General features: G+C 39.7%; 26 protein-coding genes. 9 read left to right on the forward strand and 17 right to left on the reverse strand.

Features of this window, described 5'->3' with window-relative positions; translation table 11 throughout:
• Positions 1–11: 11 nt before the first annotated feature.
• On the reverse strand, positions 12–413 hold the full coding sequence (locus tag BUB93_RS01490) for a DUF2177 family protein (protein WP_073269286.1): 402 nt from the start codon (positions 411–413) through the stop codon (positions 12–14).
• 169 nt (positions 414–582) lie between these two features.
• Here BUB93_RS01490 and BUB93_RS01495 point away from each other — a divergent pair, with 169 nt between their 5' ends.
• The 3 genes from BUB93_RS01495 (at position 583) to phrB (ending at position 3,572) form a co-directional block, all read left to right on the forward strand.
• Positions 583–1,062 carry a flavodoxin domain-containing protein gene (locus BUB93_RS01495; protein ID WP_073269287.1) on the forward strand — a complete coding sequence of 160 codons (480 nt, stop codon included), beginning with the start codon at positions 583–585 and terminating at the stop codon, positions 1,060–1,062.
• A 104-nt stretch (positions 1,063–1,166) separates the two neighbouring features.
• Positions 1,167–2,195 carry a 3-deoxy-7-phosphoheptulonate synthase gene (locus BUB93_RS01500; RefSeq protein WP_073269288.1) on the forward strand — a complete coding sequence of 343 codons (1,029 nt, stop codon included), beginning with the start codon at positions 1,167–1,169 and terminating at the stop codon, positions 2,193–2,195.
• A 66-nt stretch (positions 2,196–2,261) separates the two neighbouring features.
• Entirely contained in the window at positions 2,262–3,572 is a 1,311-nt protein-coding gene (gene phrB / locus BUB93_RS01505) for a deoxyribodipyrimidine photo-lyase (protein ID WP_073269289.1), read from the forward strand.
• 51 nt (positions 3,573–3,623) lie between these two features.
• Here the strand turns inward: phrB and BUB93_RS01510 are convergent, their stop codons facing one another.
• From BUB93_RS01510 to nuoE, 4 genes are read right to left on the reverse strand one after another with little or no spacing between them, the layout of a single operon-like run.
• Entirely contained in the window at positions 3,624–5,366 is a 1,743-nt protein-coding gene (locus BUB93_RS01510) for an NADH-dependent [FeFe] hydrogenase, group A6 (protein WP_073269290.1), read from the reverse strand.
• A 14-nt stretch (positions 5,367–5,380) separates the two neighbouring features.
• A complete protein-coding gene (gene nuoF, locus BUB93_RS01515) occupies positions 5,381–7,171 on the reverse strand; it encodes an NADH-quinone oxidoreductase subunit NuoF (RefSeq protein WP_073269291.1) in 1,791 nt (596 codons plus the stop codon).
• A gap of 11 nt (positions 7,172–7,182) precedes the next feature.
• Positions 7,183–7,581 (reverse strand): (2Fe-2S) ferredoxin domain-containing protein, encoded by a 399-nt coding sequence (locus BUB93_RS01520; RefSeq protein ID WP_073269292.1) that lies wholly within the window; start codon positions 7,579–7,581, stop codon positions 7,183–7,185.
• Between the two features lie 2 nt (positions 7,582–7,583).
• Positions 7,584–8,069, reverse strand: a complete 486-nt coding sequence (gene nuoE / locus BUB93_RS01525; protein WP_073269293.1) for an NADH-quinone oxidoreductase subunit NuoE — start codon at positions 8,067–8,069, stop codon at positions 7,584–7,586.
• A gap of 513 nt (positions 8,070–8,582) precedes the next feature.
• On the opposite strand from nuoE, the gene pflB reads away from it, so the two are divergent.
• Complete coding sequence (gene pflB / locus BUB93_RS01530) at positions 8,583–10,817, forward strand: formate C-acetyltransferase (protein ID WP_479722684.1); 2,235 nt, start codon at positions 8,583–8,585, stop codon at positions 10,815–10,817.
• Between the two features lie 16 nt (positions 10,818–10,833).
• The gene (gene pflA / locus BUB93_RS01535) at positions 10,834–11,568 is read left to right on the forward strand and encodes a pyruvate formate-lyase-activating protein (RefSeq protein WP_143159039.1); all 735 of its coding nucleotides are present in this window, start codon (positions 10,834–10,836) and stop codon (positions 11,566–11,568) included.
• A gap of 65 nt (positions 11,569–11,633) precedes the next feature.
• On the opposite strand, the gene BUB93_RS01540 is transcribed toward pflA, so the two are convergent.
• Both BUB93_RS01540 and BUB93_RS01545 read right to left on the reverse strand, forming a co-directional pair.
• Positions 11,634–12,143: a 4Fe-4S binding protein gene (locus BUB93_RS01540; RefSeq protein ID WP_073269295.1), complete on the reverse strand. Its 510-nt coding sequence runs from the start codon at positions 12,141–12,143 to the stop codon at positions 11,634–11,636.
• A 96-nt stretch (positions 12,144–12,239) separates the two neighbouring features.
• Complete coding sequence (locus tag BUB93_RS01545) at positions 12,240–12,869, reverse strand: Crp/Fnr family transcriptional regulator (RefSeq protein ID WP_073269296.1); 630 nt, start codon at positions 12,867–12,869, stop codon at positions 12,240–12,242.
• Between the two features lie 148 nt (positions 12,870–13,017).
• Between BUB93_RS01545 and BUB93_RS01550 the strand changes: the two genes are divergently transcribed.
• From BUB93_RS01550 to BUB93_RS01560, 3 genes are all read left to right on the forward strand, one after another.
• Complete coding sequence (locus BUB93_RS01550) at positions 13,018–13,260, forward strand: (2Fe-2S) ferredoxin domain-containing protein (RefSeq protein ID WP_073269297.1); 243 nt, start codon at positions 13,018–13,020, stop codon at positions 13,258–13,260.
• Between the two features lie 89 nt (positions 13,261–13,349).
• On the forward strand, positions 13,350–13,670 hold the full coding sequence (locus BUB93_RS01555) for a thioredoxin family protein (protein WP_073269298.1): 321 nt from the start codon (positions 13,350–13,352) through the stop codon (positions 13,668–13,670).
• A gap of 66 nt (positions 13,671–13,736) precedes the next feature.
• On the forward strand, positions 13,737–14,315 hold the full coding sequence (locus BUB93_RS01560) for a nitroreductase family protein (protein ID WP_073269299.1): 579 nt from the start codon (positions 13,737–13,739) through the stop codon (positions 14,313–14,315).
• Between the two features lie 41 nt (positions 14,316–14,356).
• Here the strand turns inward: BUB93_RS01560 and mscL are convergent, their stop codons facing one another.
• From mscL to BUB93_RS01600, 8 genes are all read right to left on the reverse strand, one after another.
• Positions 14,357–14,794: a large conductance mechanosensitive channel protein MscL gene (gene mscL / locus BUB93_RS01565; RefSeq protein WP_073269300.1), complete on the reverse strand. Its 438-nt coding sequence runs from the start codon at positions 14,792–14,794 to the stop codon at positions 14,357–14,359.
• Between the two features lie 132 nt (positions 14,795–14,926).
• Positions 14,927–16,072 (reverse strand): molecular chaperone DnaJ, encoded by a 1,146-nt coding sequence (gene dnaJ / locus BUB93_RS01570; RefSeq protein WP_073269301.1) that lies wholly within the window; start codon positions 16,070–16,072, stop codon positions 14,927–14,929.
• Between the two features lie 84 nt (positions 16,073–16,156).
• On the reverse strand, positions 16,157–17,995 hold the full coding sequence (gene dnaK, locus BUB93_RS01575) for a molecular chaperone DnaK (protein WP_073269302.1): 1,839 nt from the start codon (positions 17,993–17,995) through the stop codon (positions 16,157–16,159).
• Positions 17,996–18,017: 22 nt separating this feature from the next.
• On the reverse strand, positions 18,018–18,581 hold the full coding sequence (gene grpE / locus BUB93_RS01580; protein WP_073269303.1) for a nucleotide exchange factor GrpE: 564 nt from the start codon (positions 18,579–18,581) through the stop codon (positions 18,018–18,020).
• Positions 18,568–19,623 (reverse strand): heat-inducible transcriptional repressor HrcA, encoded by a 1,056-nt coding sequence (hrcA, locus tag BUB93_RS01585; protein WP_073269304.1) that lies wholly within the window; start codon positions 19,621–19,623, stop codon positions 18,568–18,570. Before hrcA ends, grpE begins: the two co-directional genes overlap by 14 nt.
• Positions 19,624–19,731: 108 nt before the next feature.
• Positions 19,732–20,868, reverse strand: a complete 1,137-nt coding sequence (gene hemW, locus BUB93_RS01590) for a radical SAM family heme chaperone HemW (protein WP_073269305.1) — start codon at positions 20,866–20,868, stop codon at positions 19,732–19,734.
• Between the two features lie 14 nt (positions 20,869–20,882).
• Entirely contained in the window at positions 20,883–22,691 is a 1,809-nt protein-coding gene (gene lepA, locus BUB93_RS01595; protein ID WP_073269306.1) for a translation elongation factor 4, read from the reverse strand.
• A gap of 99 nt (positions 22,692–22,790) precedes the next feature.
• Positions 22,791–23,021, reverse strand: coding sequence for a hypothetical protein (locus tag BUB93_RS01600; protein ID WP_073269307.1), 231 nt, complete (start codon positions 23,019–23,021; stop codon positions 22,791–22,793).
• A 182-nt stretch (positions 23,022–23,203) separates the two neighbouring features.
• On the opposite strand from BUB93_RS01600, the gene BUB93_RS01605 reads away from it, so the two are divergent.
• Complete coding sequence (locus tag BUB93_RS01605; RefSeq protein ID WP_073269308.1) at positions 23,204–23,989, forward strand: histidinol-phosphatase HisJ family protein; 786 nt, start codon at positions 23,204–23,206, stop codon at positions 23,987–23,989.
• Between the two features lie 31 nt (positions 23,990–24,020).
• Here BUB93_RS01605 and BUB93_RS01610 read toward each other — a convergent pair whose 3' ends face one another.
• A complete protein-coding gene (locus BUB93_RS01610; RefSeq protein ID WP_073269309.1) occupies positions 24,021–24,332 on the reverse strand; it encodes a PTS fructose-like transporter subunit IIB in 312 nt (103 codons plus the stop codon).
• A gap of 63 nt (positions 24,333–24,395) precedes the next feature.
• Positions 24,396–25,445, reverse strand: coding sequence for a PTS fructose transporter subunit EIIC (locus tag BUB93_RS01615; protein WP_073269310.1), 1,050 nt, complete (start codon positions 25,443–25,445; stop codon positions 24,396–24,398).
• Between the last annotated feature and the right edge of the window lie 10 nt (positions 25,446–25,455).

The following is a 25,455-nucleotide window of genomic DNA, read 5'->3' on the forward strand; positions in this document are numbered from 1 at the left end:
TTCATGTAATTTTATTTTAAAAATGTCTTGACGACCAGAAAGCTTATCGTCGAGGTCAAGCCGCTTAAAACCGTACCCCATATCAAGTCGATTATTGTTATAGTCAAAGGCCAGTCTCTTATAGTAGCAAGGTTTGTGAGATCGTAAGTCGCGTATGTTATAAATCCAAAAAGCCCTCCGGCTAAAATCGCATACATTATATCCCCCTTTTCAAGCGCCGGGTTGATTACAAAAAACACCATCCCTGCAACGAACAATAGATAAAATACTATTGCTGCTGTCCAATTAACTTCTGGAGCCAACAGATAGCCCAGGTATCTCTGATACAAATTTTTAGCAATAACTCCGAGCCAAATCAAGTCTATTGCAAAGAACACCAATACAGCTACGCCGTATACCTTTAGAAATTGCATTGTCCTCCTCCTCTCTATTCTCTTAAATAATTATTACCCCAAATTTCATTTTTCAAATAAGCTTAATATTCATAATTATTTTATATATAATTTTTTCATTGTTGACATCCTACATTGTCAGATATATTCTATCATTGTAAGATATTCATTATTTCAAGGAGGAGTATAAATGAAAACTTTGATAGCGTTTACTACAAAATATGGCTGCACTGAAAAATGTGTCACTAAATTGGCCCAAGGTCTCAATGGGGATGTTGAGACTGTAAACTTAAAAACACAAAAAAGCCCTGACATCCAAGATTTCGACAAGATAATTTTGGGCGGATCCATTTATGCCGGCAGGATTCAAAAGGAACTGCAGAATTTCACATCCGCCAACCTCGAAGCGCTGCAGGATAAAAAAATCGGACTTTTCGTGTGCGGAATGCGGGAAGGAGAAGAAGCCTTGCAGGAACTTAATGGAGCTTTTCCTGAAAGCTTGCGAAAAATAGCTGTCGCAAAAGAATTTTTCGGGGGAGAATTCATATTCAGCAAGATGAAATTCTTGGACAAAGTCATTGCTAAAAAAGTCTCCGGAATGGAGAATGATACTTCAAATTTAAATCAAGGTAAGATAGAGAGTTTTATCTCGAATATGAATAATATTTAAATGGTCATTAAATTTTTATTGAATAATCCTGCATTTTTATATAAAATATATTTAATAACCATTTTTAAATATGGATATTGAATACATAACGAGGAGTTCAATATATGAATATGAAATTAATAAAAAGGCTTCCCTCAAAAGAGGAAATCCGTGATCTATTGCCTGTATCACCTGACAGTCAAAAAGCAAGAGCAAATAAAATTGATGAAATAAAATCAATTTTCTCCGGAGAAGACGATCGTTTTCTCCTTGTGATAGGTCCATGCTCTGCAGACAATGAAGATTCTGTCTATGAGTATATTGACAGACTGGCACGACTGCAAGAAGAGGTTAAAGACAGAGTACTGATGGTACCCAGAATCTATACAAACAAGCCCAGAACCACAGGCGGAGGTTACAAGGGCATGCTACACCAGCCAGACCCCAACAAAGAACCTGACATGTCTGAAGGCATTAAGGCCATGAGGAAATTACACATAAAAGCACTTGAGAGCTTCCATATGCCTGCAGCAGATGAAATGCTTTATCCTGACAATTACTCTTACCTTGAAGATATTCTTGGTTACATCGCCATCGGAGCACGATCTGTTGAAAATCAACAACACAGATTGACTTGCAGCGGAGTAGATATTCCTGTGGGCATGAAAAACCCAACAAGCGGTGATTGTTCTGTCATGCTAAACGCGATAAATGCAGCTCAACAAGGTCACAGATTCATTTACAGAGGTTTTGACGCTGAATCTTCAGGAAATCCTTACGCTCATGGGATACTAAGAGGAGCGGTCGATCCATATGGAAAGAACGTGCCAAATTACCATTATGAAGATTTAAAATTCTTCTCCGAGCTTTACGAGAAAACCGAATTTGCAAATAAAGCCATCATAATTGACACTAACCACGCTAATTCCATGAAACGATACAAAGAACAGCCTAGAATCGCCAAGGAGATTTTATGGAGCAGAAAATACGATCCATTGCTTAAAAAGATGGTAAAGGGTCTAATGATTGAAAGCTACCTGGTTGAAGGAAGCCAGGATGTTTCTGAGAATACATACGGAAAATCAATAACTGATCCTTGTCTCGGATGGGAAGACACGGAAAAACTTGTTTATCACATAGCTGAAAATTCATAAAATACAAGGGCAAACTTTATAGTTTGTCTTTTTATCTAACTAAAATCAAATCACGAGGAGGTCCTTATGGATAGAAGAAGCAGGCTTCTTAAGAATGGGAATAATAAAGGCGGATCTCACATCGTATATTGGATGAGCAGGGATCAAAGAACTGAAGACAATTGGGCTCTACTATATGCCCAAAATGCCGCAATTAAAGAATCCAAGAGCATGAGCGTTGTTTTTTGTCTTTATCCCGATTATCCCAGAGCACAAAGGGAGCACTTCGATTTCATGTTGGCAGGCCTTCTGGAGTGCCAAGAAAAGTTAAAAAAACATAATATACCTATGCATATTATTGAAGGAAATCCTTCTGAAATCATACCTTATTATCTGGAATCTGCTAATGCCTCATTGCTGGTCAGCGATTTTTCTCCTCTGAAGATTAATCTGGATTGGAAAACAGAGATCAATAAAAGAATAGATATTCCCCACGTAGAGGTTGATACGAGAAATATCGTCCCCTGCTTTGTCGCCTCAGATAAAAAGGAATACGGAGCCTATACGATTAGGCCTAAGATTCACAAGCTATTGGATATTTACTTGAAGAAAATCCCCAAGCTTCTTATCCATCCCATAGATTTCGTGCCCCCTGAATGCTTTAAAATACGCCTTTATGATACACCCCACGCTACGACCCTGTCAGTTTTAAATAGCGGTTCCTGCGAGGCCATGAAGGTCTTTAATGACTTCATTCAGCACAAACTTAAAAATTACCACCTTAGAAATGACCCAAACGCAGGTGCTGAGTCGAATTTGTCAAAATTTCTTCACTTTGGACAGATAAGCAGCCAGAGGATAGCACTCGAAGTAATAAATTCGGGGATTCCTGACAACGGTTTTTTGGAAGAGCTTATCATAAGACGTGAGCTTGCTGATAATTTTTGCTACTATGAAAAAAACTATGATTCTGTAGAATCCTTTCCCGATTGGGCTAAGAACACCTTGGAACTCCACAAAAATGATACTCGTGAATACATTTATGACATTTCAGAGCTTGAATCTTCAGCAACTCACGACGATCTCTGGAATGCTGCGCAAAATCAGATGCGTTGCACAGGTTACATGAATGGATATATGCGAATGTATTGGGCCAAAAAGATACTTGAATGGTCTCCTTCTGCCGAAAAAGCTCTTGAGGCATGCATCTTATTGAATGACCGTTATATGATGGACGGAAGGGATCCAAACGGCTATGCCGGGATTGCATGGTCCATAGGAGGAGTCCACGATCGGGCTTGGAAAGAAAGGGCTATATTCGGCAAGATCAGATATATGAATTACAACGGATGCAAGCGAAAATTTGATATCGAAAAGTACATAAGAAGTTATATTTAATCATAAAAAATCATAAAAAATCGGCACTTCCTAAGGAAGTGCCGATTCTAGTTATATCATATCACGTTTTACATAGTGAGTGTGCAGCAATTTATGAGCTTTTTCCCCGTAAGGTTCACCTAGGAACTCTTCATAAAGTGATTTAACGTATGGATTTTCATGAGATTTTCTAAGAGTTTTATCCTTATCCTCTTGATAAAGGCCTTTTGCTCTTTCTTTAAGGATGTTCAAATCTCCATGATGGTAAGGCTGTCCTCCCCCACCAATACATCCGCCTGGACAAGCCATGATTTCGATGGCATGGTACTCGGCTTTTCCGTCTCTTATATCTTCCAATAGCTTCCTTGCGTTTCCGAGGCCATGAGCTACAGCAATCTTGACATCAGTGTCGTTTACCTTTACTGTTGCTTCCTTGATTCCCTGCATTCCTCTTAAATCTTCAAAATCAACCTTTTCCAAAGTTTCTTTTGTCAACCACTCATAAGCAGTTCTTAAAGCAGCTTCAATAACACCGCCTGATGCTCCGAAGATTACAGAAGCTCCAGTAGACTCTCCCAAAGGATTGTCAAAGTCGGAATCTTCAAGGTTCGCGAAGTCTATCGTCGCTTCCTTAAGCATCTGACCAAGTTCTCTAGTGGAGATAACGAAGTCTACGTCCCTCATGTTGTCGTTTCCTAGCTCAGGTCTTGCCGCTTCGTATTTTTTAGCCAAGCAAGGCATAACTGATACTACTACCATGTTTTCGGGATCCACTCCCATTTTTTCAGCTAAATATGTTTTTGCCACTGCTCCGAACATCTCGTGAGGAGATTTACATGAAGAAGGTATATCTAACATATCCGGGAATTGATGCTCAAAGAACTTAACCCAACCTGGACAACAGCTCGTCAGTATAGGCAGCTTCCCGCCGTGCTCAAGTCTGTGAACAAATTCCGAAGCTTCTTCAATAATTGTCAAGTCAGCTGCAAAATCAGTATCGAATACTTTATCGAATCCAATCTCTCTTAGAGCTTTTACCATCTTGCCAGTTACTTGAGTTCCTGGAGCCATACCGAACTCTTCACCCAAGGCAACCCTGACCGCAGGAGCGGTTTGCACTATAACTACCTTGTTTTTATTTTGGATGGCTTTCCATACTTTTTGTACGTTATTGGCTTCTGCCAGAGCCCCAACAGGACATACGGCAACACATTGGCCACAGAATGTACATGTAGTCTCGTGCATAGGCAAGTCGTAAGCAGGTCCTACAACTGTTTCAAAGCCTCTGCCTACCCCAGATAGTACGTTAACTGTCTGAACTTCGTTGCACATGGTTTCGCATCTTCTGCAAAGAACGCATTTGTCCAAATCCCTAACGATTGAATGGCTGGAAACATCTTTTCTATATGTTGACATTTCTCCCTCGAAAGGGATGTCTCTTACATTAAGTTCTGCAGCAAGATCCTGGAGTTCACATTCTTTGTTCTTTACGCATGACAAGCAGTCTTTTGGGTGGTCGGAGAGCAGCAACTCCACGACTGTTCTCCTTGACTTCATAGCCCTTACGCTGTTTGTTGTAACCACCATTCCCTCGTCAACAGGTGTTGAGCATGCAGGAGCTAAGTTTCTTCTTCCCTTTACCTGGACTACACAAACCCTGCATGAAGCAGATTTGTTTACAAACTTTATGTCATGAAGGTCTAGATGACATAGGGTCGGTATATTTATATTTAATTTTCTGGCAGCATCCAATATCGTGGAACCTTTTTCCACTTGGACTTTCTGTCTGTTTATCGTTAACGTAACCATTTCCATACTTCACACCTCACTTATATTTTTACAATTGCGTCAAACTTACACTTATCATAGCAAGCTCCACACTTGATACATTTAGTTTGATCAATTAAATGAACCTGTTTTGGCGCTCCTTCTATACAGCTGACGGGACATACTCTTGCACATGCCGTACATCCGATACATTTTTCCGGCACTACTTCGTAGCTAATCAGTGATTCGCATACGCCTGCTGTACATTTTCCGTCGATGACGTGAGCTTCATATTCGTCTCTGAAGTATTTAAGAGTCGATAGAACAGGGTTTGGAGCAGTTTGTCCCAATCCACAAAGAGAAGTGTCTTTGATAATCTTGCCCAGCTCTTCCAAGGTATCCAAATCTTCAGGAGTTCCTTTTCCTTCAGTAATTTTTGTCAAAATCTCAAGAAGCCTCTTGTTGCCTACACGGCAAGGCGTACACTTTCCACAGGACTCTTCCACTGTGAACTCCAAGTAGAATTTAGCTATGTTTACCATACAGTCATCTTCATCTAGTACGATCATTCCACCAGAACCCATCATGGATCCGATTTGAGTCAAGGACTCATAGTCTATTGGAGTATCCAAGAATTCTGAAGTTATGCAACCTCCTGAAGGACCACCGGTTTGTACAGCTTTAAATTTCTTGCCGTATTTGATGCCTCCTCCGATTTCATAGATAATCTCTCTTAAGGTAATGCCCATGGGCACTTCTACCAGACCTACGTTGTTTATTTTTCCTGCAAGGGCAAATACTTTTGTACCCTTTGATTTTTCACTTCCTACGCTTGCAAACCAGTCCGCACCTTTTGTTAAAATAACCGGAATATTCGCCAAGGTCTCAACATTATTTACACAGGTAGGCTTGCCCCATATGCCGCTTTCAGCCGGGAATGGCGGTTTTGTGGTAGGTTCTCCACGCTCTCCTTCAATAGAACGAATAAGAGCAGTTTCTTCACCACATACGAATGCCCCTGCTCCGTATTTGATTTCGACATCAAAGCTAAATCCGCTGTCAAATATGTTTTCTCCAAGCATTCCCATATCTCTTGCTTGATTGATTGCTATTTTAAGCCTTTCAATAGCAAGAGGATATTCTGCTCTTATGTAGATATATCCGTAGCTTGCTCCAATTGCATACCCTGTAATTGCCATGGCTTCAAGAACTGAGTGAGGGTCGCCTTCCAGGATGGATCTGTCCATAAATGCACCTGGATCTCCTTCATCGGCGTTGCATACTACATATTTTTGATCTGCATCGTATTTTGTAGCAAAATCCCACTTAAGGCCTGTTGGAAAGCCACCGCCTCCCCTTCCTCTTAAGCCTGATTGCTTCATAATGTCGATTACATCTCTTGGAGTCATCTCTGTAAGTGCCTTGCCTAAAGCCAGATATCCCTCAGACGCAATATACTCATTGATATTTTCAGGATCGATAAATCCACAGTTTCTAAGTGCCACCCTAAGCTGTTTTTTGTAGAAAGGCATATCTTTGTCTTCTGTGAGCTTCTTCTCAAGGTTGGGCTCCTCATATAGAAGTCTATCTACCTTTCGACCTTTTATAACGTGCTCTTCAACGATTTCTTTTGCATCCTCTGGAGTAACCTCAATATAGAATACGTTGTCTGGATACACTTTTACTATCGGTCCCTTTTCGCAAAAGCCAAAACAACCTGTAACTAATGCCTGTACCTCATTTTCAAGGCCGTTTGCCTTGATTTCATCTTTTAAATTATCCAATAGCCTGCTGCTTGCAGATGCTTGACATCCCGTTCCTCCGCAAACTAATAAATGCATTTTATAACTCATTAAGATACCTCCTATTCTCTCACCGTGTCAAAGGATTTGTTCATTATTGCATTTTCCAAAAGCACGCCTTCTTTTATGTGCTTTTGAACTATTTCTTTCGCTCTGTCTTGATCTACATGAGCATAAACTACAGATGGCTTGTCAGGGAATACAACTTCTACTATCGGTTCTTCTTCGCAGTATCCCATACATCCTGTTTGAGTTACACTGACGTTTGTAATATCTTCTTTTGCCAATTCTTCAATAAGAGTATTCATAGTTTCTCTAGCTCCCGAGGCGATACCGCATGTCGCCATGCCGACACGTAAAATGATTCTGTCTTTATCTCCTGAGGTAGCTCGAAGATTGAATGTCTTCTCTGCTTCTTTTCTTATTTTCATTAATTCGTCTAATGACTTGACTTTATTCATAATTATACCTCCTCAGAATACTCGATCAATATTTTGTTGACATCTTCCGGCTTGATCCTACCATAAACTTTTTCATTAACAATAACAACCGGAGCCAACCCACATGCACCTACACATCTAAGCCCGGCAATAGAGAATTTTCCGTCTTCAGAAGTCTCTCCGACCTTGATTCCAAGTTTCCTCTCAAATTCAGTTACAATCTTTTCTGCTCCCCTTACAAAGCAAGCGGTTCCCGTACATACATTGATTTGGTATTTACCCCTTGGTTCAATGGTGAAGTAAGAGTAAAAGGTAATTACCCCGTAAACTTTTGATGACGGTACATTTAACTTTTGTGATATAAAAAATTGCACCTCTCTTGGCAAGTAGCCAAAAATTTGCTGGGCTTTATGAAGCACGGAAATTAGCGCATCCTTTTTATCCGGTATAGCTTCGATAAATTGTTCCAGCTCATCATATTGTTCTTTTGTAAGCATACTGGTTTCCATACAAATCCTCCTCGTGATTGAATATAATTATATTAAAATATAATTTTCGAAAAACAAAAACTTAGTCATTGATTAAACAACATTGTTAATATTATATCACCTGTTGTCAATCTTGTAACAAATATTTGACTGTAACCGTATTCAAGTTTTTAAAAAAATAATAAAAACAATCAACTTGTCTATAATTATAACTCTAAACTCAACATTTTAAAACCATTATTGACAATACCCTGATGCTATCCGGGTTGTTTTCAATGATATTATTAACAAAATAACTCTAGAATTCATAAAATGAATTTTTTAAGTGCGCTTTTATAATAGGAAGGCATTATATGAATCTGTTCTGGAAAGTTTTTTAAATATTATTGAAATCCTTATCATTGTTTAATTCTTGTTTTTTCTGTTTCAATTATTTTCTGTATGGTATAATTTAAACATAAGACAGTCGGTGCCTAAAGGCGCTATAATTTTTAAGTATAAGTGTATACAGGATACAGTATCACTCGAAAGGAGATGTTCAACATGACATATTTAGATTTTAAAGGTGGTAAATGGTCTAAGGAAATCAATGTTAGAGATTTTATATTGAAAAACGTCACACCCTACGAGGGGGACGATAAATTTCTTTCTGGCCCTACTGACAGAACCAATCTCATTTGGGAAAAAATATCCCAGCTTCTGACTGATGAAAGAAACAACGGAGGCGTGCTGGATGTAGATACTAAAAACGTCTCAACCATTACGGCACATGATGCTGGATATATAGATAAATCAAATGAAGTAATAGTCGGGCTTCAAACAGATGCCCCCTTGAAACGAGCAATCATGCCTTTTGGCGGCATCAGGATGGTTCTTAAGGGATGTGAAGCTTATGGTTTCGACATCGACCCCTCCTTTGAGGAAATATTCACTATTTACAGAAAAACTCATAATGCTGGCGTATATGACGCCTATACCGAAGAGATGAGGACAGCAAAAAAAGCTGGAGTAATAACCGGTCTTCCGGATGCTTACGGGAGAGGCAGAATAATCGGTGACTACAGGCGGGTAGCACTATACGGAGTAGACAGATTAATAGAAGACAAGTACAATGAACTTGAACAGTGCAACGTCAATTTATCCGAAGAATCTTCTATCAGACTGCGCGAAGAGCTCTCTGAACAGATAAAAGCTCTGAAAGATTTGGTGAAGATGGGCTCTAAATATGGATTCGACCTTTCCAAACCTGCAAAAAATGCTACCGAAGCCGTACAGTGGGTGTACTTTGCCTACCTTGCTGCAGTCAAGGAGCAAAACGGAGCCGCGATGAGCCTTGGGAGGGTATCTAGCTTCCTTGATATATACATCGAGAGAGACTTGAAAAATCGTTTATTGACAGAAGAACAAGCCCAGGAACTTATGGATCAATTTGTAATCAAATTGAGAATAGTAAGATTTTTAAGAACCCCCGAGTATGACAATCTCTTCAGTGGTGATCCGACATGGGTCACTGAAAGCATCGGCGGGATGGCTACCGATGGCAGGACTCTGGTAACAAAAAGTTCTTTTAGATTCCTGCATACTCTTGAAAACCTTGGACCTGCACCGGAACCCAACATGACTGTTCTCTGGTCGGAAAAGCTACCTGTCAACTTTAAGAATTATTGCTCCAAGCTTTCTATAAACACCAGTTCCATTCAGTACGAAAGTGATGACATAATGAGAGATTACTACGGCGATGATTACGGTATAGCATGCTGTGTTTCTGCCATGAAAATCGGTAAACAGATGCAGTTTTTTGGAGCCAGGTGCAACCTTGCAAAAGCATTGCTATATGCGATAAACGGAGGAAAAGACGAAAAAACCGGTCTCCAGATTGGACCTGAATTCAAGGGAATTTCTACTGAATACCTTCGTTATGAAGATGTTATTAAAAGCTTTGATTCAACCCTTGACTGGCTAGCAGGCCTATACATCGATACGCTGAACATCATACACTACATGCACGACAAGTACTGCTACGAAAAGATACAAATGGCACTCCATGACAAGGACGTGCTCAGAACTATGGCTTGCGGAATAGCAGGACTATCAGTGGTGGCAGATTCCTTAAGCGCAATAAAACATGCCAAGGTAAAAACAATCCGGGATGAATCCGGCCTGGCAGTAGATTATGAAATAGAGGGAGATTATCCTAAGTTTGGCAACAACGATCCATTAGTAGATGATATCGCTTCGGATGTAGTCAAATTGTTCATGGATAAACTCAGAAAGCACAAAACTTACAGAGAGTCCGTACCTACGATGTCCATTCTTACGATAACATCAAATGTGGTGTATGGAGAAAAAACGGGCAATACCCCGGATGGCAGAAAAACCGGAGAGCCATTGGCCCCGGGAGCCAACCCGATGCATGGAAGAGACAAAAATGGTGCCCTTGCAGTTTTGAGCTCCATAGGGAAGCTTCCCTACGAACATGCTCAAGATGGAATTTCATATACTTTCTCGATTATTCCAAAGGCTTTGGGCAAGGATAACGATGATCGAATCAACAATATGACAGCTTTGCTTGATGGATATTTCGCAAATGGCGGCCATCATATAAATGTTAATGTGTTTGAAAAAGAAACCCTTCTGGACGCTATGGATCACCCCGAGAAATATCCTCAATTAACTATACGCGTTTCAGGTTATGCTGTAAACTTCATCAAGCTTACTAGAAAGCAACAAATAGATGTAATAAACAGAACGTTCCACGAAAAAATATAAACGGGAGTTGATCCTGGTGAAAGATTCAATTAAAGGAAGAATCAGCTCTGTAGAGTCCTTTGGGACGGTTGACGGCCCTGGAATACGATATATCGTATTCCTTCAAGGCTGTCCTCTAAGGTGTCTTTACTGCCACAACAGAGATACCTGGGATCCCAAAGGCGGTAAAGAAACTACAGTAGACGAGGTTTTCAATGAAATACTAAAATATAAAGACTATTTTCGCTTTTCAGGTGGAGGGGTAACTGTATCTGGGGGAGAGCCTACGCTACAGGCAGATTTTGTAACGGAACTATTCAAAAAATGCAAAGAACATGACATCAATACTGCCCTGGACACCTCTGGATTTGCGGACACCGAAAAGCTCCAAGAGTTATTAAGCCTAACTGATCTTGTTCTCCTAGACATAAAACAGACAGACGAAAACAAGCATAAACAGCTGACCGGCGTAGGACTTGATAAAATCCGGCGCTTTGCTGCCTATCTTAAAGAAAAAAAAATTCCAGTATGGATTCGATATGTTCTAGTTCCGGGATATACAGACGACATCAAAGACTTAAAGGAAGCATCTGAATTCATATCCAGACATGATAATGTTCAAAGAGTCGAGGTTCTTCCCTACCACAGCATGGGACAGTGCAAATGGGAGGAGCTTGGAGATGATTACAAGCTAAAGGGCATTGTAACTCCTAGCCAAGAAGACGTAGATAAAGCTCAAAATATTTTGTCAGCTGGCCTAAAAAGAGATTAACGTTTAAAAAGCAACCTGTGAAGGTTGCTTTTTAAATAGTTGAGCCGAAATCAATTGCTTGGACTTTAGCTTTTAACAGTATCATATTCCGGTTTTTTATTTACAAACTTCTGATCTATCAAATACGCTCCATGTCCCATGGGGCAGATCTGACACCAGCTCCTTGGCTTGAATATAATCCCCATTAATGCTCCAATCAAAAATGACATAAACATCATCCTAAATAAAATTGTAGCGATTTCGGTAAATCCTCTACCTCTCAGAGCCATCATTACAGTAAATACCGAAGCCATGAGGATCAATGCTGCATTTTTCACCTTTGTTGTTCGCCATGATTTCGGCAAAGGATTATTCATGGATATCTTAGGCAGGAACTTGCCAAAAAAAGATCCTCTCGGGCAAACTTTAGAACAGTGAGCTTTTCCGTGGCCTTTAAAGGCAAGAAAAATAGGATGTCCCATACAGACAAGCCCTAATATGCCAAAACGATGATCGATAAATGACAACACGAAGAAACCTATAATAATTACGTAACTCCAAGACTGAATATTTTTAATTTTTTTTGTACCCTTCATAATTCCTCCAGAAATTTATATTTTGTTAAGCTTATTTTAACTGGACTCATTATGTTTTTATGTGATTTTTGTCACATTCAAAGGACTGAATTAAATTTATTTTAAAAATATCCTTCCTCGTCTTAATTCTATCTTGTCTTCCATTTGAAGCTTTTTCAGATTTCTAGTCACTACTTCCCTAGAAGTTCCAATGTCGCCTGCAATTTTTTCGTGAGTAGCAACAACTATATTATGCGTATCCTTATGATTGGATAAGTATTCTTCCAATCTGGTCCTTACATCGTAAAGGGCTGAAGCTTCAACCTGCTCATATGCAGTAATCAGTTTTGTCGTCAGCTGTCTGAATATATATTTTTGGATAATCTCATCTCGATGGTAAAGGTCGAAGAATAAATCAGTCGGCATCACCATTATCCTGCTGTTCTTTTCCGCATAAGCGTTGAAGCTATAATCCATTTCGCTTAATATGCACATTGCCGCTAAAAGACAAACTTCTCCTTTGCCAAGGCGAAAAAGCGTCTTCTCTTTTCCGTCTTCAGTGGTTCTATAAAACCTTATGCTTCCTTCCAAAATGAAGGGGACACCATAGCATCCTTCTCCTTCCATTTGAAGAAACTGACCTTTTTCTACAACTTTAATAACTGCATGTCGGAATATCTCCGACAGTTGACTATCTTTTAAATGGGAAAGCATTTCAAAAGTTCGCTCAAATTCTTTTTTTGACATCAAATCACCTCACGAAATCATTCTACACCATATACTATCGGCAATCAAATTTGAAAAGGTTTACCGTCTATTGATCTCTTGACCTTTCATCTTCATAAGAATAAAATAGTACTGATAGTTTCGTTAATATATTAACAGGAGGTGCATTATGCGCACTATTAAAGTCTGCGTTGGAAATACTTGTCACTTGAAAGGATCTTATAAGGTTTTGTCAATAATTCAGGAATATGTGAAGGCTAATCGTCTTTCTCACGAAATCGAGCTTCGGGGCACATTTTGTCTCGGTCGTTGCACTGAAGGAGTGTCCGTACAAATAGATGAAGGAGAGATCTTTTCTGTAACTCCGGGAACCGCTGAAGATTTCATAGGTAATATTTTACAAACAGCATAACCAAAAATGCAAACCCAAATTTATATTAAGTATTTATGTCTTTGATTTGCGGTGTTTTTTTATTAACCTTAAACTGGGAGGCTGAGAAAATGAAACAGTTTAGAGATATCTCGGATATTAAAGAAGCCATATGCCAAGATAATTTTTTTATACTGGTATTTTCATCAAGCAACTGCAACGTTTGTATCTCGGTTAAGGAAAATATCCAACATCTTCTTAATAAATATCCATATTTAAATTTTTATCAGGTTCCCATAGATGAACTTCCTGCTGCTAGCGGAGATTTTTTGGTCTTTACCGTCCCAACTGTTGCGCTTTTTCACCAAGGCAAAGAAGTCTACAGGGCATCTAGATTCATTCCATTTAAAGAACTGGAAGATAAAATTCTTTTTTATAATGAGAACCTATGATTTGTGTTATCCGAAAAGTTTCTGTATAATATAACATATAAAACAACTTCAGCTGGGAGGATTTGGATGGATAAGCGGAGCTTTAAATACGATATCATGCCGGAAATCAAAAGCCGTTGGTCTTCAAGAGCTTTTTCTGATAAAAAAGTTGAAAATGAAGAAGTAATGGCAGTGCTAGAAGCAGCATCTTTTGCTCCCTCTTGCTTCAACGAACAGCCCTGGCGCTTTATTCTTGCAGATACTGAAGGCAAAAAACAAAAGATTTGCTCTTTGCTATACGATGGAAATAAAAGGTGGGCATGCGATGCCCCTGTTTTGTTGCTCCTTCTCTCTTACAAGTATTTTGATTCCAACTCCAAGGATAATTACTGGCATATGTTCGATACTGGCACAGCCTGGGGTTATCTAAGCCTTGAAGCATGGAGGCGTGGACTTTTGGTACATGCTATGGGAGGATTCAGTAGAAAAAGAACCCGTGAAGAGCTCAAAATCGACGATGATTACGATATTGTAACCATTATAGCAATGGGCTACCCCGGCAATATGTCCAGATTACCGGAGGATCTGCAAAAGAAGGAGCATCCTGGGGTAAGAAAACCTGTAGAATCTCTTATAATTGAAATGGATGAAAGCTTGCCTAAATGATGTTATAAAACCTTGCCGTTATTGGCAAGGTTTTATTCTTTCTATTCAATAACAGATGTACAATGTGGACATCTGGTTGCATCGATATGTACCTCTTCAAAGCAAAAACTGCATTTTTTTGTAGTTTCAGGTGCTGGCGCCATTTCCTCTTTCCTTTTCATTTTGTTTAACTGCTTAATCACCATGAAGATTGCAAATGCAATTATTAGAAAATCTACAATATTATTTAAAAACAATCCATAATTGAGCGTCAATGCCCCTGCAGTTTGAGCTTCTTCCAAAGTAAGATATTGACCTTCTCCCAACACCACGAACAAATTGGTGAAATCAGTATCCCCAAGCAATACCCCAATAAGCGGCATAATCATATCATTTACCAATGAAGTCACTATCTTACCAAAGGCCCCGCCTATTATTATACCTATTGCCAGGTCTACCATGTTTCCTTTGAGGGCAAATTCTTTGAATTCCTTTATCATTTTGATTTCCTCCTTCATGGTTCATAATATTAACAACATATGATATCTATATACATTTATTATAACTCATTTCCAAAACAAAAGAATAAAAAACTGTTGCATATGCTATTTAAGCATCTGCAACAGTTTAAATCAGTTGAAATATTTTTTTACCTTGTCCCAAAAGCTTTTGCCTTGTTCGTGAATTTCGTGCTCTCCATCGACTTCAGCAAATTTTCTAAGCAATTCCTTTTGCTCATCATTTAGCTTTTTAGGAATTTCGACCTTGACTTTTACGTACTGATCGCCTTTTCCGTAACCCATGGGATTAGCAACTCCACGCCCCTTTAGTCTGAAGGTCTGGTGGGATTGTGTTCCCTCAGGTATCGTAAATTTAATTTGTTCTATCTTCTTTTTCTTTTCGTTCAATGACGGAATCATTATCTCGTCCCCCAGAGCAGCCTGAACAAATGTTATCGGAATTTCACAAAATATGTTCGTCCCTTCCCTTTCAAAGAAAGGATGGGATTTGACGCTAATATATACGTAGACATCTCCTCTTGGCCCACCTAAGGTTCCCGGTTCTCCTTCTCCCCTTAAAGGAAGAACGTTGCCGTCCTCGACTCCTGCAGGAATGTTAATTGATATGGACTTTTCTTTCCTCTTTGTCCCTTTTCCACCACATGCCTTACAAGGCTTGGAGACAATCTTTCCTTCTCCGTGGCACTTATCGCATGTCTTTACAGTCTGCATGACTCCAAAGGGAGTCCTTTGATTCACTCTTACTTGTCCTGATCCGTTGCATTTGTCACAGGTCTTAACATCACTTCCGGATTCTGCTCCGGAACCGTGACATACCTCGCATTCTTCATCTCTTGATATCTTAATATCCTTTTCTACGCCAAAAACTGCCTCTTCGAAGTCAAGTGTTATGCCGACCTTTATATCCGGACCCTTTTGGGGCCTTCTAGATCTACTTCCCGAAAAGCCTCCGCCAAACATATCGAATATATCGCCAAAGATATCGTCAAATCCGGCACCGCCGCCAAATCCGCCGAATCCACCGGCACCATTTCCCATGCCTGCATGCCCGAATTGATCGTATTGTGAGCGCTTAGATGAATCGCTTAAGACTTCGTAAGCTTCGTTTACTTCCTTGAAGTTTTCCTCTGCTTCTTTGTCTTCGGGATTTCTATCCGGATGGTACTTCATTGCAAGCTTTCTGTATGCTTTTTTTATCTCATCCTCAGAGGCACCCTTGCTGACTCCCAGGACCTCATAATAGTCTCGTTTGCTCATATTTTCTCTCCTTGCGTTAAATTCAAGGTTTCATCATATCATAAACATGCAACCAAAGCAATTGCCTTGGTTGCGGGTTTAATGCTATTTGTTTTCATCCTCATCGTCTACAACTTCATAATCTGCATCTACTACGTCATCAGCATCGTTTTGAGCCTCTTGTGCTTCGCCTTGCGCTCCCTGAGAAGCCTGTTCATAAAGCTTTTGTGCTATTGGATGGAAGACTTCGTTAAGTGCTTCTGTCGCTTTTCTAATAGCCTCTACATCAGAACCTTCCATTTTTTCTTTCAGGTCCTTAACTGCATCTTCAACTTTTTGTTTTTCATCAGCAGCTACTTTATCTCCCAAGTCCTTAAGAGACTTTTCAATCTGATATATCGTAGAGTCAGCAGTATTCTTAACTTCTACCTCGTCTTTTTTCTTCTTGTCCTCTTCAGCAAATTTTTCTGCTTCTTTTACTGCTTTTTCTATTTCTTCATCACTCATGTTTGTAGAAGATTGAATTACCACATTTTGGGATTTTCCTGTTCCTAAATCCTTTGCGCTTACGTTTACTATTCCGTTAGCATCGATATCAAATGTTACTTCAATCTGCGGGATTCCTCTTGGTGCCGGAGCAATTCCTGCCAGTTGGAATCTGCCCAAGGTTTTGTTATAAGATGCAATCTCTCTTTCCCCTTGTAGCACGTGTATGTCTACTGCGGTTTGATTGTCAGCGGCAGTAGAGAATATTTGACTCTTCTTTGTTGGTATGGTCGTGTTTCGCTCGATAAGCTTAGTGAATACGCCACCCATGGTTTCAATCCCAAGTGACAAAGGAGTTACATCAAGAAGCAATACGTCTTTTACTTCTCCTGCAAGTACTCCTGCTTGAATCGCAGCACCGATAGCTACGCATTCATCCGGATTGATTCCCTTGTAAGCATCTTTTCCTGTAATTTTCTTTACAGCTTCCTGTACAGCAGGAGTTCTTGTTGATCCACCAACAAGGATTATCTTGTTAATCTTATCTGCTTCAAGCCCGGCATCTTTCATAGCGCTTTTAACCGGACCTATTGTTCTTTCCACCAGGTCTGCTGTCAACTCATCAAATTTCGCTCTGGACAAGGTCACGTCCAAGTGCTTAGGCCCTTCCTGTGTTGCAGTAATAAATGGAAGGTTTATATTAGAGCTCATGACTCCTGAAAGCTCGATTTTCGCCTTTTCTGCGGCTTCTTTAAGTCTCTGCAAGGCAATCTTGTCATTTCTTAAATCTACCCCATTTTCCTTCTTGAACTCTTCTGCAAGATAATCAATGACTCTTTGGTCAAAGTCGTCTCCTCCAAGATGGTTGTCACCATTGGTCGCGAGAACTTCGAATACTCCATCCCCTAGCTCAAGTATTGATACGTCGAATGTTCCGCCGCCTAGGTCATAAACCATTATCTTTTGGTTCTCTTCCTTATCAAGGCCATATGCCAACGATGCGGCAGTCGGCTCATTTATGATTCTTAATACTTCTAATCCTGCTATCTTTCCAGCATCCTTAGTTGCCTGTCTTTGACTGTCGCTGAAATAAGCCGGTACTGTTATAACTGCTTTAGTCACCTTTTCTCCCAAGTAGGCTTCAGCATCAGCCTTAAGCTTTTGAAGAATCATTGCAGAAATCTGTTGCGGGGTATATTCTGTTCCATCAATGGTTACCTTATGGTCAGTTCCCATCTCTCTTTTAATAGATGCCACTGTCTTGTCAGGGTTTGTGACCGCTTGCCTCTTTGCAACCTGGCCTACCAATCTTTCTCCATCTTTAGTAACTGCAAGAACTGATGGCGTGGTCCTGTTTCCTTCAGCGTTTGGAATTACAACAGGCTCTCCTCCTTCAAGCACAGCTACGCAAGAGTTAGTTGTACCCAAGTCAATTCCTATAATTTTTTCTTTTCCCATATTCTATTTCCTCCTATCAATATCAGCTTTTTTTGCAAATCTTGACCATCGCTGGTCTGATCACTTTCTCTTTAAATGTGTATCCCTTTTGGAAAACTTCAATAATTTGATCTTCTTTATGCTCATCAGAATCTTCCACCGTAACCCCATGGTGCAGGTTTGGATCAAACTCTTGATTTTCGCACTCTATTTCACTTAAGCCTTCCTTGGCAAGCACGTCTTTGAGTTGAGTCAAAACCATCTTAACACCGTTTGCATATTCGTCTTCAATCTTGCTTTTCTCGAGGGATGATACCGCTCTTTCAAGATTATCCAAAACCGGCAAAAGATTCGATGAAAAATCCTCTAATGCATATTTGTATATTTCATCTTTCTCGCGAATTGTGCGCTTTCTAAAGTTGTCAAAATCAGCTTGGAGACGAATCAATTGGTTTTGAAGGCTTTCATCTTCTTTATTTTCTTCGGCTGGTTTTTCTTCAACCGACTCCCTTTGATCATCTTGAGCCTCTTGCTCCTGATTTTCTTCCAAATCTACCTTTTCGTCATTAAGTGCTTCATCATTATTTTTTTCATTATTCAAAATCATCACCCTTTGCTATTTCTTCTTTGTTCAGTTGCTTGTTAAGTTCTGAGCTTAAAAAGTTCATGACAGATACCACATAATCGTAATTCATCCTAACCGGCCCTACAACGCCAATGCTTCCTATGTTTTTGCCGTTCAAGCTGTAGGTGGCTGTTATCAGGCTGCATTCCTTGAATTCATTAACTGTATTTTCAGATCCGATGATGATGTTTAGTGACCCTTTGCTGACTTGAGTTAAAAGCTCTGCTATCTTATTTTTCTTTTCGATAAGATCTAAGAATCCCTTAGCCTTTACTATATCGAAAAACTCCGGATAATTAAGTATGTTGGTAACACCATTGGAATATACGGAATTTTCCTTCCTATTTAGCAAAACTTCTTTAAACATAGGAACTACTTCCTGTAGCAATTCGTTTTCCTTTAGCGTCAAGTCATTTATCTTTTGGGTAAGGTCTTTTCCAATGTTCTCGAATGAAGACCCTTTTACTATGTGGTTCAATATGTTGTTTAACTTATTAAGCTCTCCGTCAACAACCGTTTTGCTAAGCTTAAGCTCGTAATTTTTGATTATGTTTTCTTTGGTAACCACTACCATCAATACCCTTTCGTCTTCAATGGGCACTAATTGTACATGCTTACAGTTTAGGGTATCCATTTCGGGCAACGATACTATAGATGTATAACTGGTAAGCTGTGCGATGACCTTTGCCGTGTGCTTGATGGCTTTGTCAATTTCCTCAACGTATTGGCTGTATCCATCTCTAATTTCGTTTTTAAGCCCTTGATTCAGATTGCTTATTTTCATCAGCTCATCTACATATAGCCTGTATGCCTTTTGGGAAGGTATTCTTCCTGCTGATGTATGGGGCTGGATTAACAGGCCCATTTCTTCAAGATCTGACATCTCATTTCGGATTGTAGCCGCGCTTATTCCGAGATTATATTTTTTTGCGATCGTCCTTGAACCTATAGGCTCTGCTGTCTCGATATAATCTCTAATTATGGAATTTAAGATTTTTAATTTCCTTTCTCTTTTATCATCCATGTTATCATCTCCATTGTTAGCACTCTTTGACTATGAGTGCTAAGCTAATATTAAAATAACATCTAATCGACCTTTTGTCAATAGGTTCTGAGTATCTTAAAGTTCTAATTAAGACTTGATAAATTCTCCAAATACTCTATTCGCAAAATCCAAGCCTTTTAAGCTTAACTTGATTTTTCCATCCGTCTTTTCCAGCAATTCTTCTTTTATCAGCTTTTCTATCTCAGTTCCGTAGTCATCCCATATTGAAGAAGCAAACCTATCCCCGTAATCCTGACAGTTTACCCCCTGGATTTTTCTTAGACCTAAAAACATAAATTCTTCTTTGAGATTTTTAAGCTCTATTCTTTCTGTTTCTTTAATTACCGACTGAAAACCATTTGCTTTTTCGATGTATTCTTTCATATCCGAGATATTATAAAAACGGCAGTTGTCTGAAAAAGAGTGGGCGCCAAGCCCCAATCCCACATAATCATCTAGATTCCAGTAGACCATATTGTGTCTTGAGCTAAATCCGGGCAGAGCAAAGTTTGATATTTCGTAATGGATATAACCCGCTTTAGCCAAGCTCTCTATTAACATATGATACATTTCTCGCTCTAAGTCTTCATCCAATTTAAAACTCCCTGACAAAGCCTGCTTGTATAAAGGCGTGCCTTCTTCAAGAACCAGTCCGTAACAGGACAGATGTTCAGGCTTTAAATCAAGTATCTTCTTAAGTCCTTCTTTGAACCCTTCCAGCTTTTGGCCCGGCAGTCCCATCATCAAGTCTATGTTGATGTTTTTTATGTTTAAGTTCCTTAGGAGATTATAGCTTCCTTCAAAATCATTGTATGTATGAATTCTTCCGATTGATTTTAATACATCGTCGTCAGTGCTTTGAAGACCAAGGCTGAACCTATTAACGCCGCTTTTTACATAAGAAGCTATCTTTTTTCTGTCAAGAGTCCCCGGATTTGCCTCTATAGTTATTTCTGTATCTTTTTCGATATTAAAGTCATGCCATAGTTTTGACATAATTTTCTCTATATAAACAGGCTCTATAGATGTAGGAGTTCCCCCTCCTATATAAATGGTTTTTATCTTTCTGTTCTCGATGTATCGACTTTTTGCATCAATTTCATTTAAAAGGGCAGAAGTATACGCTTCTGCCCTTTCTTCTTGCCCTGAAAAAGATAAAAAGTCGCAATACGAGCACTTTTCCCTGCAAAAGGGAATATGTACGTATATGCTTGTGTTTTTCATTTTATTCACCTTGCTTAAGAGTCCAGCTTCAGAACGGACATGAATGCCTCTTGGGGAACCTCTATGCTTCCCACCTGACGCATACGTTTCTTCCCTTCCTTTTGCTTTTCTAAAAGTTTTCTCTTTCTGGATATATCCCCGCCATAGCATTTTGCAAGCACGTCTTTTCTCATGGCCCTGATAGTCTCTCTGGCTATGATCTTGCCTCCTATTGCCGCTTGTATTGGTATTTCAAACATTTGGCGTGGTATCGCTTCTTTTAGCTTCTCGCAGATCATTCGTCCTCTAGAGTATGCTTTGCTTTTATGCACTATGAAGGAAAGAGCATCAACCACGTCTCCGTTTAGCAGTATATCAAGCTTTACGAGATCCGATCTTCTGTAATCTTTCATATCATAATCAAATGACGCGTATCCTTTTGTCCTTGATTTAAGCACATCAAAAAAATCGTATATTATTTCATTTAGCGGAAGTTCGTATTCCAGCACGACGCGAGTTTCTTCCATATAACTCATCGTCTTGTATTCTCCTCTACGTTCCTGACACAAATCCATTATTGCGCCGACATACTCGGAAGGAACCATAATGGAAGCATCCACTATAGGTTCTTCCATAAAGTCGATTTCCACCGCAGGTGGTAGATTGGTGGGATTGTCTACCCACAACTCTTCGCCGCTGGTTTTTTTAACCTTGTAGATTACGCTTGGAGCTGTAGTTACCAAATCTATGTTGTATTCCCGTTCAAGCCTCTCCTGGATTATCTCCATATGAAGCAGCCCTAAAAATCCGCATCTGAAACCAAAACCAAGAGCTACAGAAGTATCCGGCTCAAACATCAGTGAAGCATCATTTAGTTGAAGCTTTTCCAGGGATTCCTTAAGGTCTTCGTATTTTGCCCCATCAGCTGGATATATGCCACTGTAAACCATGGGCGTAACCTTTTTATACCCCGGCAACGCTTCTTTTGCCGGATTTGACGCGTCTGTTATGGTGTCCCCTACCCTGGTATCCTTAACATTTTTGATGCTTGCAGTAACGTATCCTACGTCTCCGCTTACGAGCTCGTCAATGGGAAGAAGTCCTTTTGCGAATACTCCAACCTCGTCGACTTCAAAGGTTTTCCCCGTATTCATCATCTTTATTTTCATGCCTTTTTTCATTATTCCTTCTTTTACCCTGATTGATGCTATTACTCCCCTGTAAGAATCGTAGTAGGAATCAAAAATAAGAGCCTTCAAAGGCTGGTCGTCCTTATTTTCGGGAGCCGGCACTCTGTCAACTATTGCCTTTAGCACGTCTTCGATATTTAATCCTTCTTTTGCAGATATTAAAGGAGCATCATGTGCTTCGATTCCTATCAAATCTTCAATTTCATTTTTTACCATCTCAGGATCTGCTCCCGGTAAATCTATCTTGTTTATTACAGGTATTATCTCAAGGTTATTCTCTAGCGCAAGATAGACATTTGCCATCGTCTGCGCCTCAATTCCCTGAACTGCATCTACAACCAAAATGGCTCCTTCGCAAGCGGCCAAGCTTCTTGAAACCTCGTAAGTGAAATCTACATGCCCAGGGGTATCAATCAGATTCAAAAAATATTCGTCATTATTTTCATCCTTGTAAACCAGCCTTATTGCTTGGAGCTTTATAGTTATTCCACGTTCCTTCTCCAGATCCATGTTATCCAAAAGCTGATCAGACATTTCCCTGTCAGACAATAGACCAGTCTTTTGTATCAATCGATCGGCTAGTGTTGATTTTCCGTGGTCTATATGGGCTATTATGCTAAAATTTCTTGTTATTTCTTGTTTGTTAGGCGCCATTAAAATTCCTCCAAATATAAAATCTCATTATTACATTATATCAAAAACACAGCACTCTAACAATCAATATATTTATGCCCTGGATTTACCGAAACTGCACTAAATGTAAAATAGCATTCCTGCCAGTCCACAGGAAACAAATGACGCTGCCAATGCTATGGGAATTATCATCCACAATAGAGCTGCCTTTGCAAAATTCCTTCTGTTCAGATCATAGTCTCCACCAAATGCCCATAAGATCAAAACTATTACATTTACCAGCGGAATGCTGATAAGCAATAACGTTATGAACCAATCTCCTACACTTTGTGCTCTGATTTCTTCATTCATTCCTATCCCTCCACTTAGTCTTTGTTTTTACTATACATCAAAAATGTTAAAATTCAATTATAATTTCAACAACACGAAAAATTATTGCATGCGATAAAACTGCAAACGTTATAACGTTGCTCTATTTGCTTCTTAGTAGTATCATTGATTTATAAACAAACGAGGTGATAAAAATAAATAGAATGCTTGATTATCATATGCACACTACTCATTCATGGGATGGAATGTCCACTATGGAAGAAATGTGCAAAAGCGCCATAAACAAAGGCGTGTCTGAAATATGCTTTACAGAACATCTTTCTGTCCGAGAAGGCGACCCATGCTTCGGGTGGCTTGATATGGATGCTTACGGTATCAATATCGAAAAATGTCGGGATCACTTCCAGGGCAGTCTAACAATAAAAAAAGGCTTGGAAATAGGAGAGCCCCATTTATCCATGAACAAAATCGAACCTTACAAAACAGGGCAAAATATTGATTTTATTATCGGTTCAGTTCACAATTTGGATGAAGAAGATCTCACAGTATATATGCAAGGCAGGGAGCAGATCGAAAGCTATACGGATTATTTCAATGAAGTCCTATTATCAGTTACCGAAGGGGATATGGATGTCATCGGCCACTTCGACTTATTGAAAAGATACGCTTTTGACTTAAACGGCAAATATCGCCACGGCGACTATGAGGAATTGATATCTGAAATTTTAAAGAAGGCGATTTCAAGAAACATCGGGCTTGAAATAAACACTTCCGGCTTTAGGTCAAGCTCTTTAGAGATTTTCCCTTCACAAATAATCCTTAAAATGTATATGGACTTAGGCGGCGAACTTCTAACCGTAGGATCCGATTCTCACTCTGCAAATATGATAGGCAACAACATCGCTCCAGTATATCTAATGCTTAAGCAAATCGGATTTAATGCAGTATTTTCATACGATAGGCGAAAACCAACGGCAGTAAATATATAAATAGAGGCCTCCGGTACCGGAGGCCTCTATCTTATTTCTCTAAATGACTTTCAAGCTTTTTGACTATTGCATCTGCCTTTTTGATGGCATCTCCAATAAAGATTCTGACAATTTTTTTGCCTGCAAATCTTTCTTCATTTTTAATGCCCATGTCTTTTGTCAAGATGACAAAATCCGCATTAGCAATGTCTTCAGCTGTCAATTGGTTTTCTATCCCTATTGACCCCTGTGTTTCCACTTTGATGGTGTGGCCTGCTTTTTTAAAAGCTCTTTCAAGTGCTTCAGCTGACATGTAGGTGTGAGCTACACCTGAAGGGCATGCAGTTGCCGCTACGACATTCATTCTAACACACTCCCTTCTTAAATTAACTAATATTATACTTGCTTATTATAATACTATACTTTCTTAGTCAAAATCAAGGTCAACATCATCACCTGATGTAGTAACAAGGTCATCTTCTTTTTTATCCTTCTTAAGAGCTATGACCACTGCCGCAGTAGTTAAAGAACCTGCCAGAACAGCTATAAGATATCCTGGAATATTGTTTACTACAGGCAGTACTATAAGTCCTCCCCAAGGTGCGCTGTTTGTAGCTCCAACAAGAAGTGCTATTACAGATCCAACCATTCCACCTAGCATGTTGGCAGGTATTACCTTGATCGGGTCAGCCGCTGCAAAAGGAATAGCTCCTTCAGTGATACCTATGGATCCCATGATTATCGCCGCTTTTCCAGCTTCTCTTTCCTCTACTGTAAACTTCTTAGGTCTTATAAATGTAGCAATTGCAAGTCCTATAGGAGGTGTACAAATCGGTACAGCTACTGCAGCCATTACTTCAGGATGTGTTGCAACCAAGCCTACGCCAAAGAAGTATGCTACCTTGTTTACCGGTCCACCCATGTCAAATGCTATCATTGCTCCCAAAATCAAGCCCAGAACAACTTTTGATGCTCCCTGCATTCCTTCCAGCCATACGCTCATCGAATCCATCAAACCTGCTATCGGTTGTCCAAGAACATATATTATAAGCATGCCAGTTACAAATGTTCCTATCAACGGAATGATGAAGATGGGCATTACAGATCTCATTACCGGAGGCACTTTGATCTTTTTAAGATAAAATACTACCAATCCTGCAATGATACCGCCAACGATTCCGCCAAGGAATCCTCCGCCTACTTGATTTGCAAGATAAGCGCCGATCATACCGGGAGCGATTCCCGGTCTGTCCACCATAGAGAAAGCTATAAATCCGCCAAGAATTGGTACAAATAAAGTAAGTCCTGCAATACCGATGTCAGATATCGCCTTAAGTATTCCTTCTTCAGGAACTGCTGCCTGTCCAGAAATCATAACCGCTACCGCAAGCAAGACCCCGCCTGCTACTACAAAAGGTATCATGTAAGATACGCCGGTCATGAGATGCTGTCTCATGTTTTTCAATAAATTACCCATTAAAAATCCT

Source organism: Alkalibacter saccharofermentans DSM 14828, from assembly GCF_900128885.1.
Lineage (GTDB): Bacteria > Bacillota > Clostridia > Eubacteriales > Alkalibacteraceae > Alkalibacter > Alkalibacter saccharofermentans.

Bases quoted from the DNA above. Each gene is read 5' to 3' on its own strand.
- BUB93_RS01490 (WP_073269286.1), bottom strand. From the start codon at position 413: ATGCAATTTCTAAAGGTATACGGCGTAGCTGTATTGGTGTTCTTTGCA.
- BUB93_RS01495 (WP_073269287.1), top strand. From the start codon at position 583: ATGAAAACTTTGATAGCGTTTACTACAAAATATGGCTGCACTGAAAAA.
- BUB93_RS01500 (WP_073269288.1), top strand. From the start codon at position 1,167: ATGAATATGAAATTAATAAAAAGGCTTCCCTCAAAAGAGGAAATCCGT.
- phrB (WP_073269289.1), top strand. From the start codon at position 2,262: ATGGATAGAAGAAGCAGGCTTCTTAAGAATGGGAATAATAAAGGCGGA.
- BUB93_RS01510 (WP_073269290.1), bottom strand. From the start codon at position 5,366: ATGGAAATGGTTACGTTAACGATAAACAGACAGAAAGTCCAAGTGGAA.
- nuoF (WP_073269291.1), bottom strand. From the start codon at position 7,171: ATGAGTTATAAAATGCATTTATTAGTTTGCGGAGGAACGGGATGTCAA.
- BUB93_RS01520 (WP_073269292.1), bottom strand. From the start codon at position 7,581: ATGAATAAAGTCAAGTCATTAGACGAATTAATGAAAATAAGAAAAGAA.
- nuoE (WP_073269293.1), bottom strand. From the start codon at position 8,069: ATGGAAACCAGTATGCTTACAAAAGAACAATATGATGAGCTGGAACAA.
- pflB (WP_479722684.1), top strand. From the start codon at position 8,583: ATGTTCAACATGACATATTTAGATTTTAAAGGTGGTAAATGGTCTAAG.
- BUB93_RS01540 (WP_073269295.1), bottom strand. From the start codon at position 12,143: ATGAAGGGTACAAAAAAAATTAAAAATATTCAGTCTTGGAGTTACGTA.
- BUB93_RS01545 (WP_073269296.1), bottom strand. From the start codon at position 12,869: ATGTCAAAAAAAGAATTTGAGCGAACTTTTGAAATGCTTTCCCATTTA.
- BUB93_RS01550 (WP_073269297.1), top strand. From the start codon at position 13,018: ATGCGCACTATTAAAGTCTGCGTTGGAAATACTTGTCACTTGAAAGGA.
- BUB93_RS01555 (WP_073269298.1), top strand. From the start codon at position 13,350: ATGAAACAGTTTAGAGATATCTCGGATATTAAAGAAGCCATATGCCAA.
- BUB93_RS01560 (WP_073269299.1), top strand. From the start codon at position 13,737: ATGGATAAGCGGAGCTTTAAATACGATATCATGCCGGAAATCAAAAGC.
- mscL (WP_073269300.1), bottom strand. From the start codon at position 14,794: ATGATAAAGGAATTCAAAGAATTTGCCCTCAAAGGAAACATGGTAGAC.
- dnaJ (WP_073269301.1), bottom strand. From the start codon at position 16,072: ATGAGCAAACGAGACTATTATGAGGTCCTGGGAGTCAGCAAGGGTGCC.
- dnaK (WP_073269302.1), bottom strand. From the start codon at position 17,995: ATGGGAAAAGAAAAAATTATAGGAATTGACTTGGGTACAACTAACTCT.
- grpE (WP_073269303.1), bottom strand. From the start codon at position 18,581: ATGATTTTGAATAATGAAAAAAATAATGATGAAGCACTTAATGACGAA.
- hrcA (WP_073269304.1), bottom strand. From the start codon at position 19,623: ATGGATGATAAAAGAGAAAGGAAATTAAAAATCTTAAATTCCATAATT.
- hemW (WP_073269305.1), bottom strand. From the start codon at position 20,868: ATGAAAAACACAAGCATATACGTACATATTCCCTTTTGCAGGGAAAAG.
- lepA (WP_073269306.1), bottom strand. From the start codon at position 22,691: ATGGCGCCTAACAAACAAGAAATAACAAGAAATTTTAGCATAATAGCC.
- BUB93_RS01600 (WP_073269307.1), bottom strand. From the start codon at position 23,021: ATGAATGAAGAAATCAGAGCACAAAGTGTAGGAGATTGGTTCATAACG.
- BUB93_RS01605 (WP_073269308.1), top strand. From the start codon at position 23,204: ATGCTTGATTATCATATGCACACTACTCATTCATGGGATGGAATGTCC.
- BUB93_RS01610 (WP_073269309.1), bottom strand. From the start codon at position 24,332: ATGAATGTCGTAGCGGCAACTGCATGCCCTTCAGGTGTAGCTCACACC.
- BUB93_RS01615 (WP_073269310.1), bottom strand. From the start codon at position 25,445: ATGGGTAATTTATTGAAAAACATGAGACAGCATCTCATGACCGGCGTA.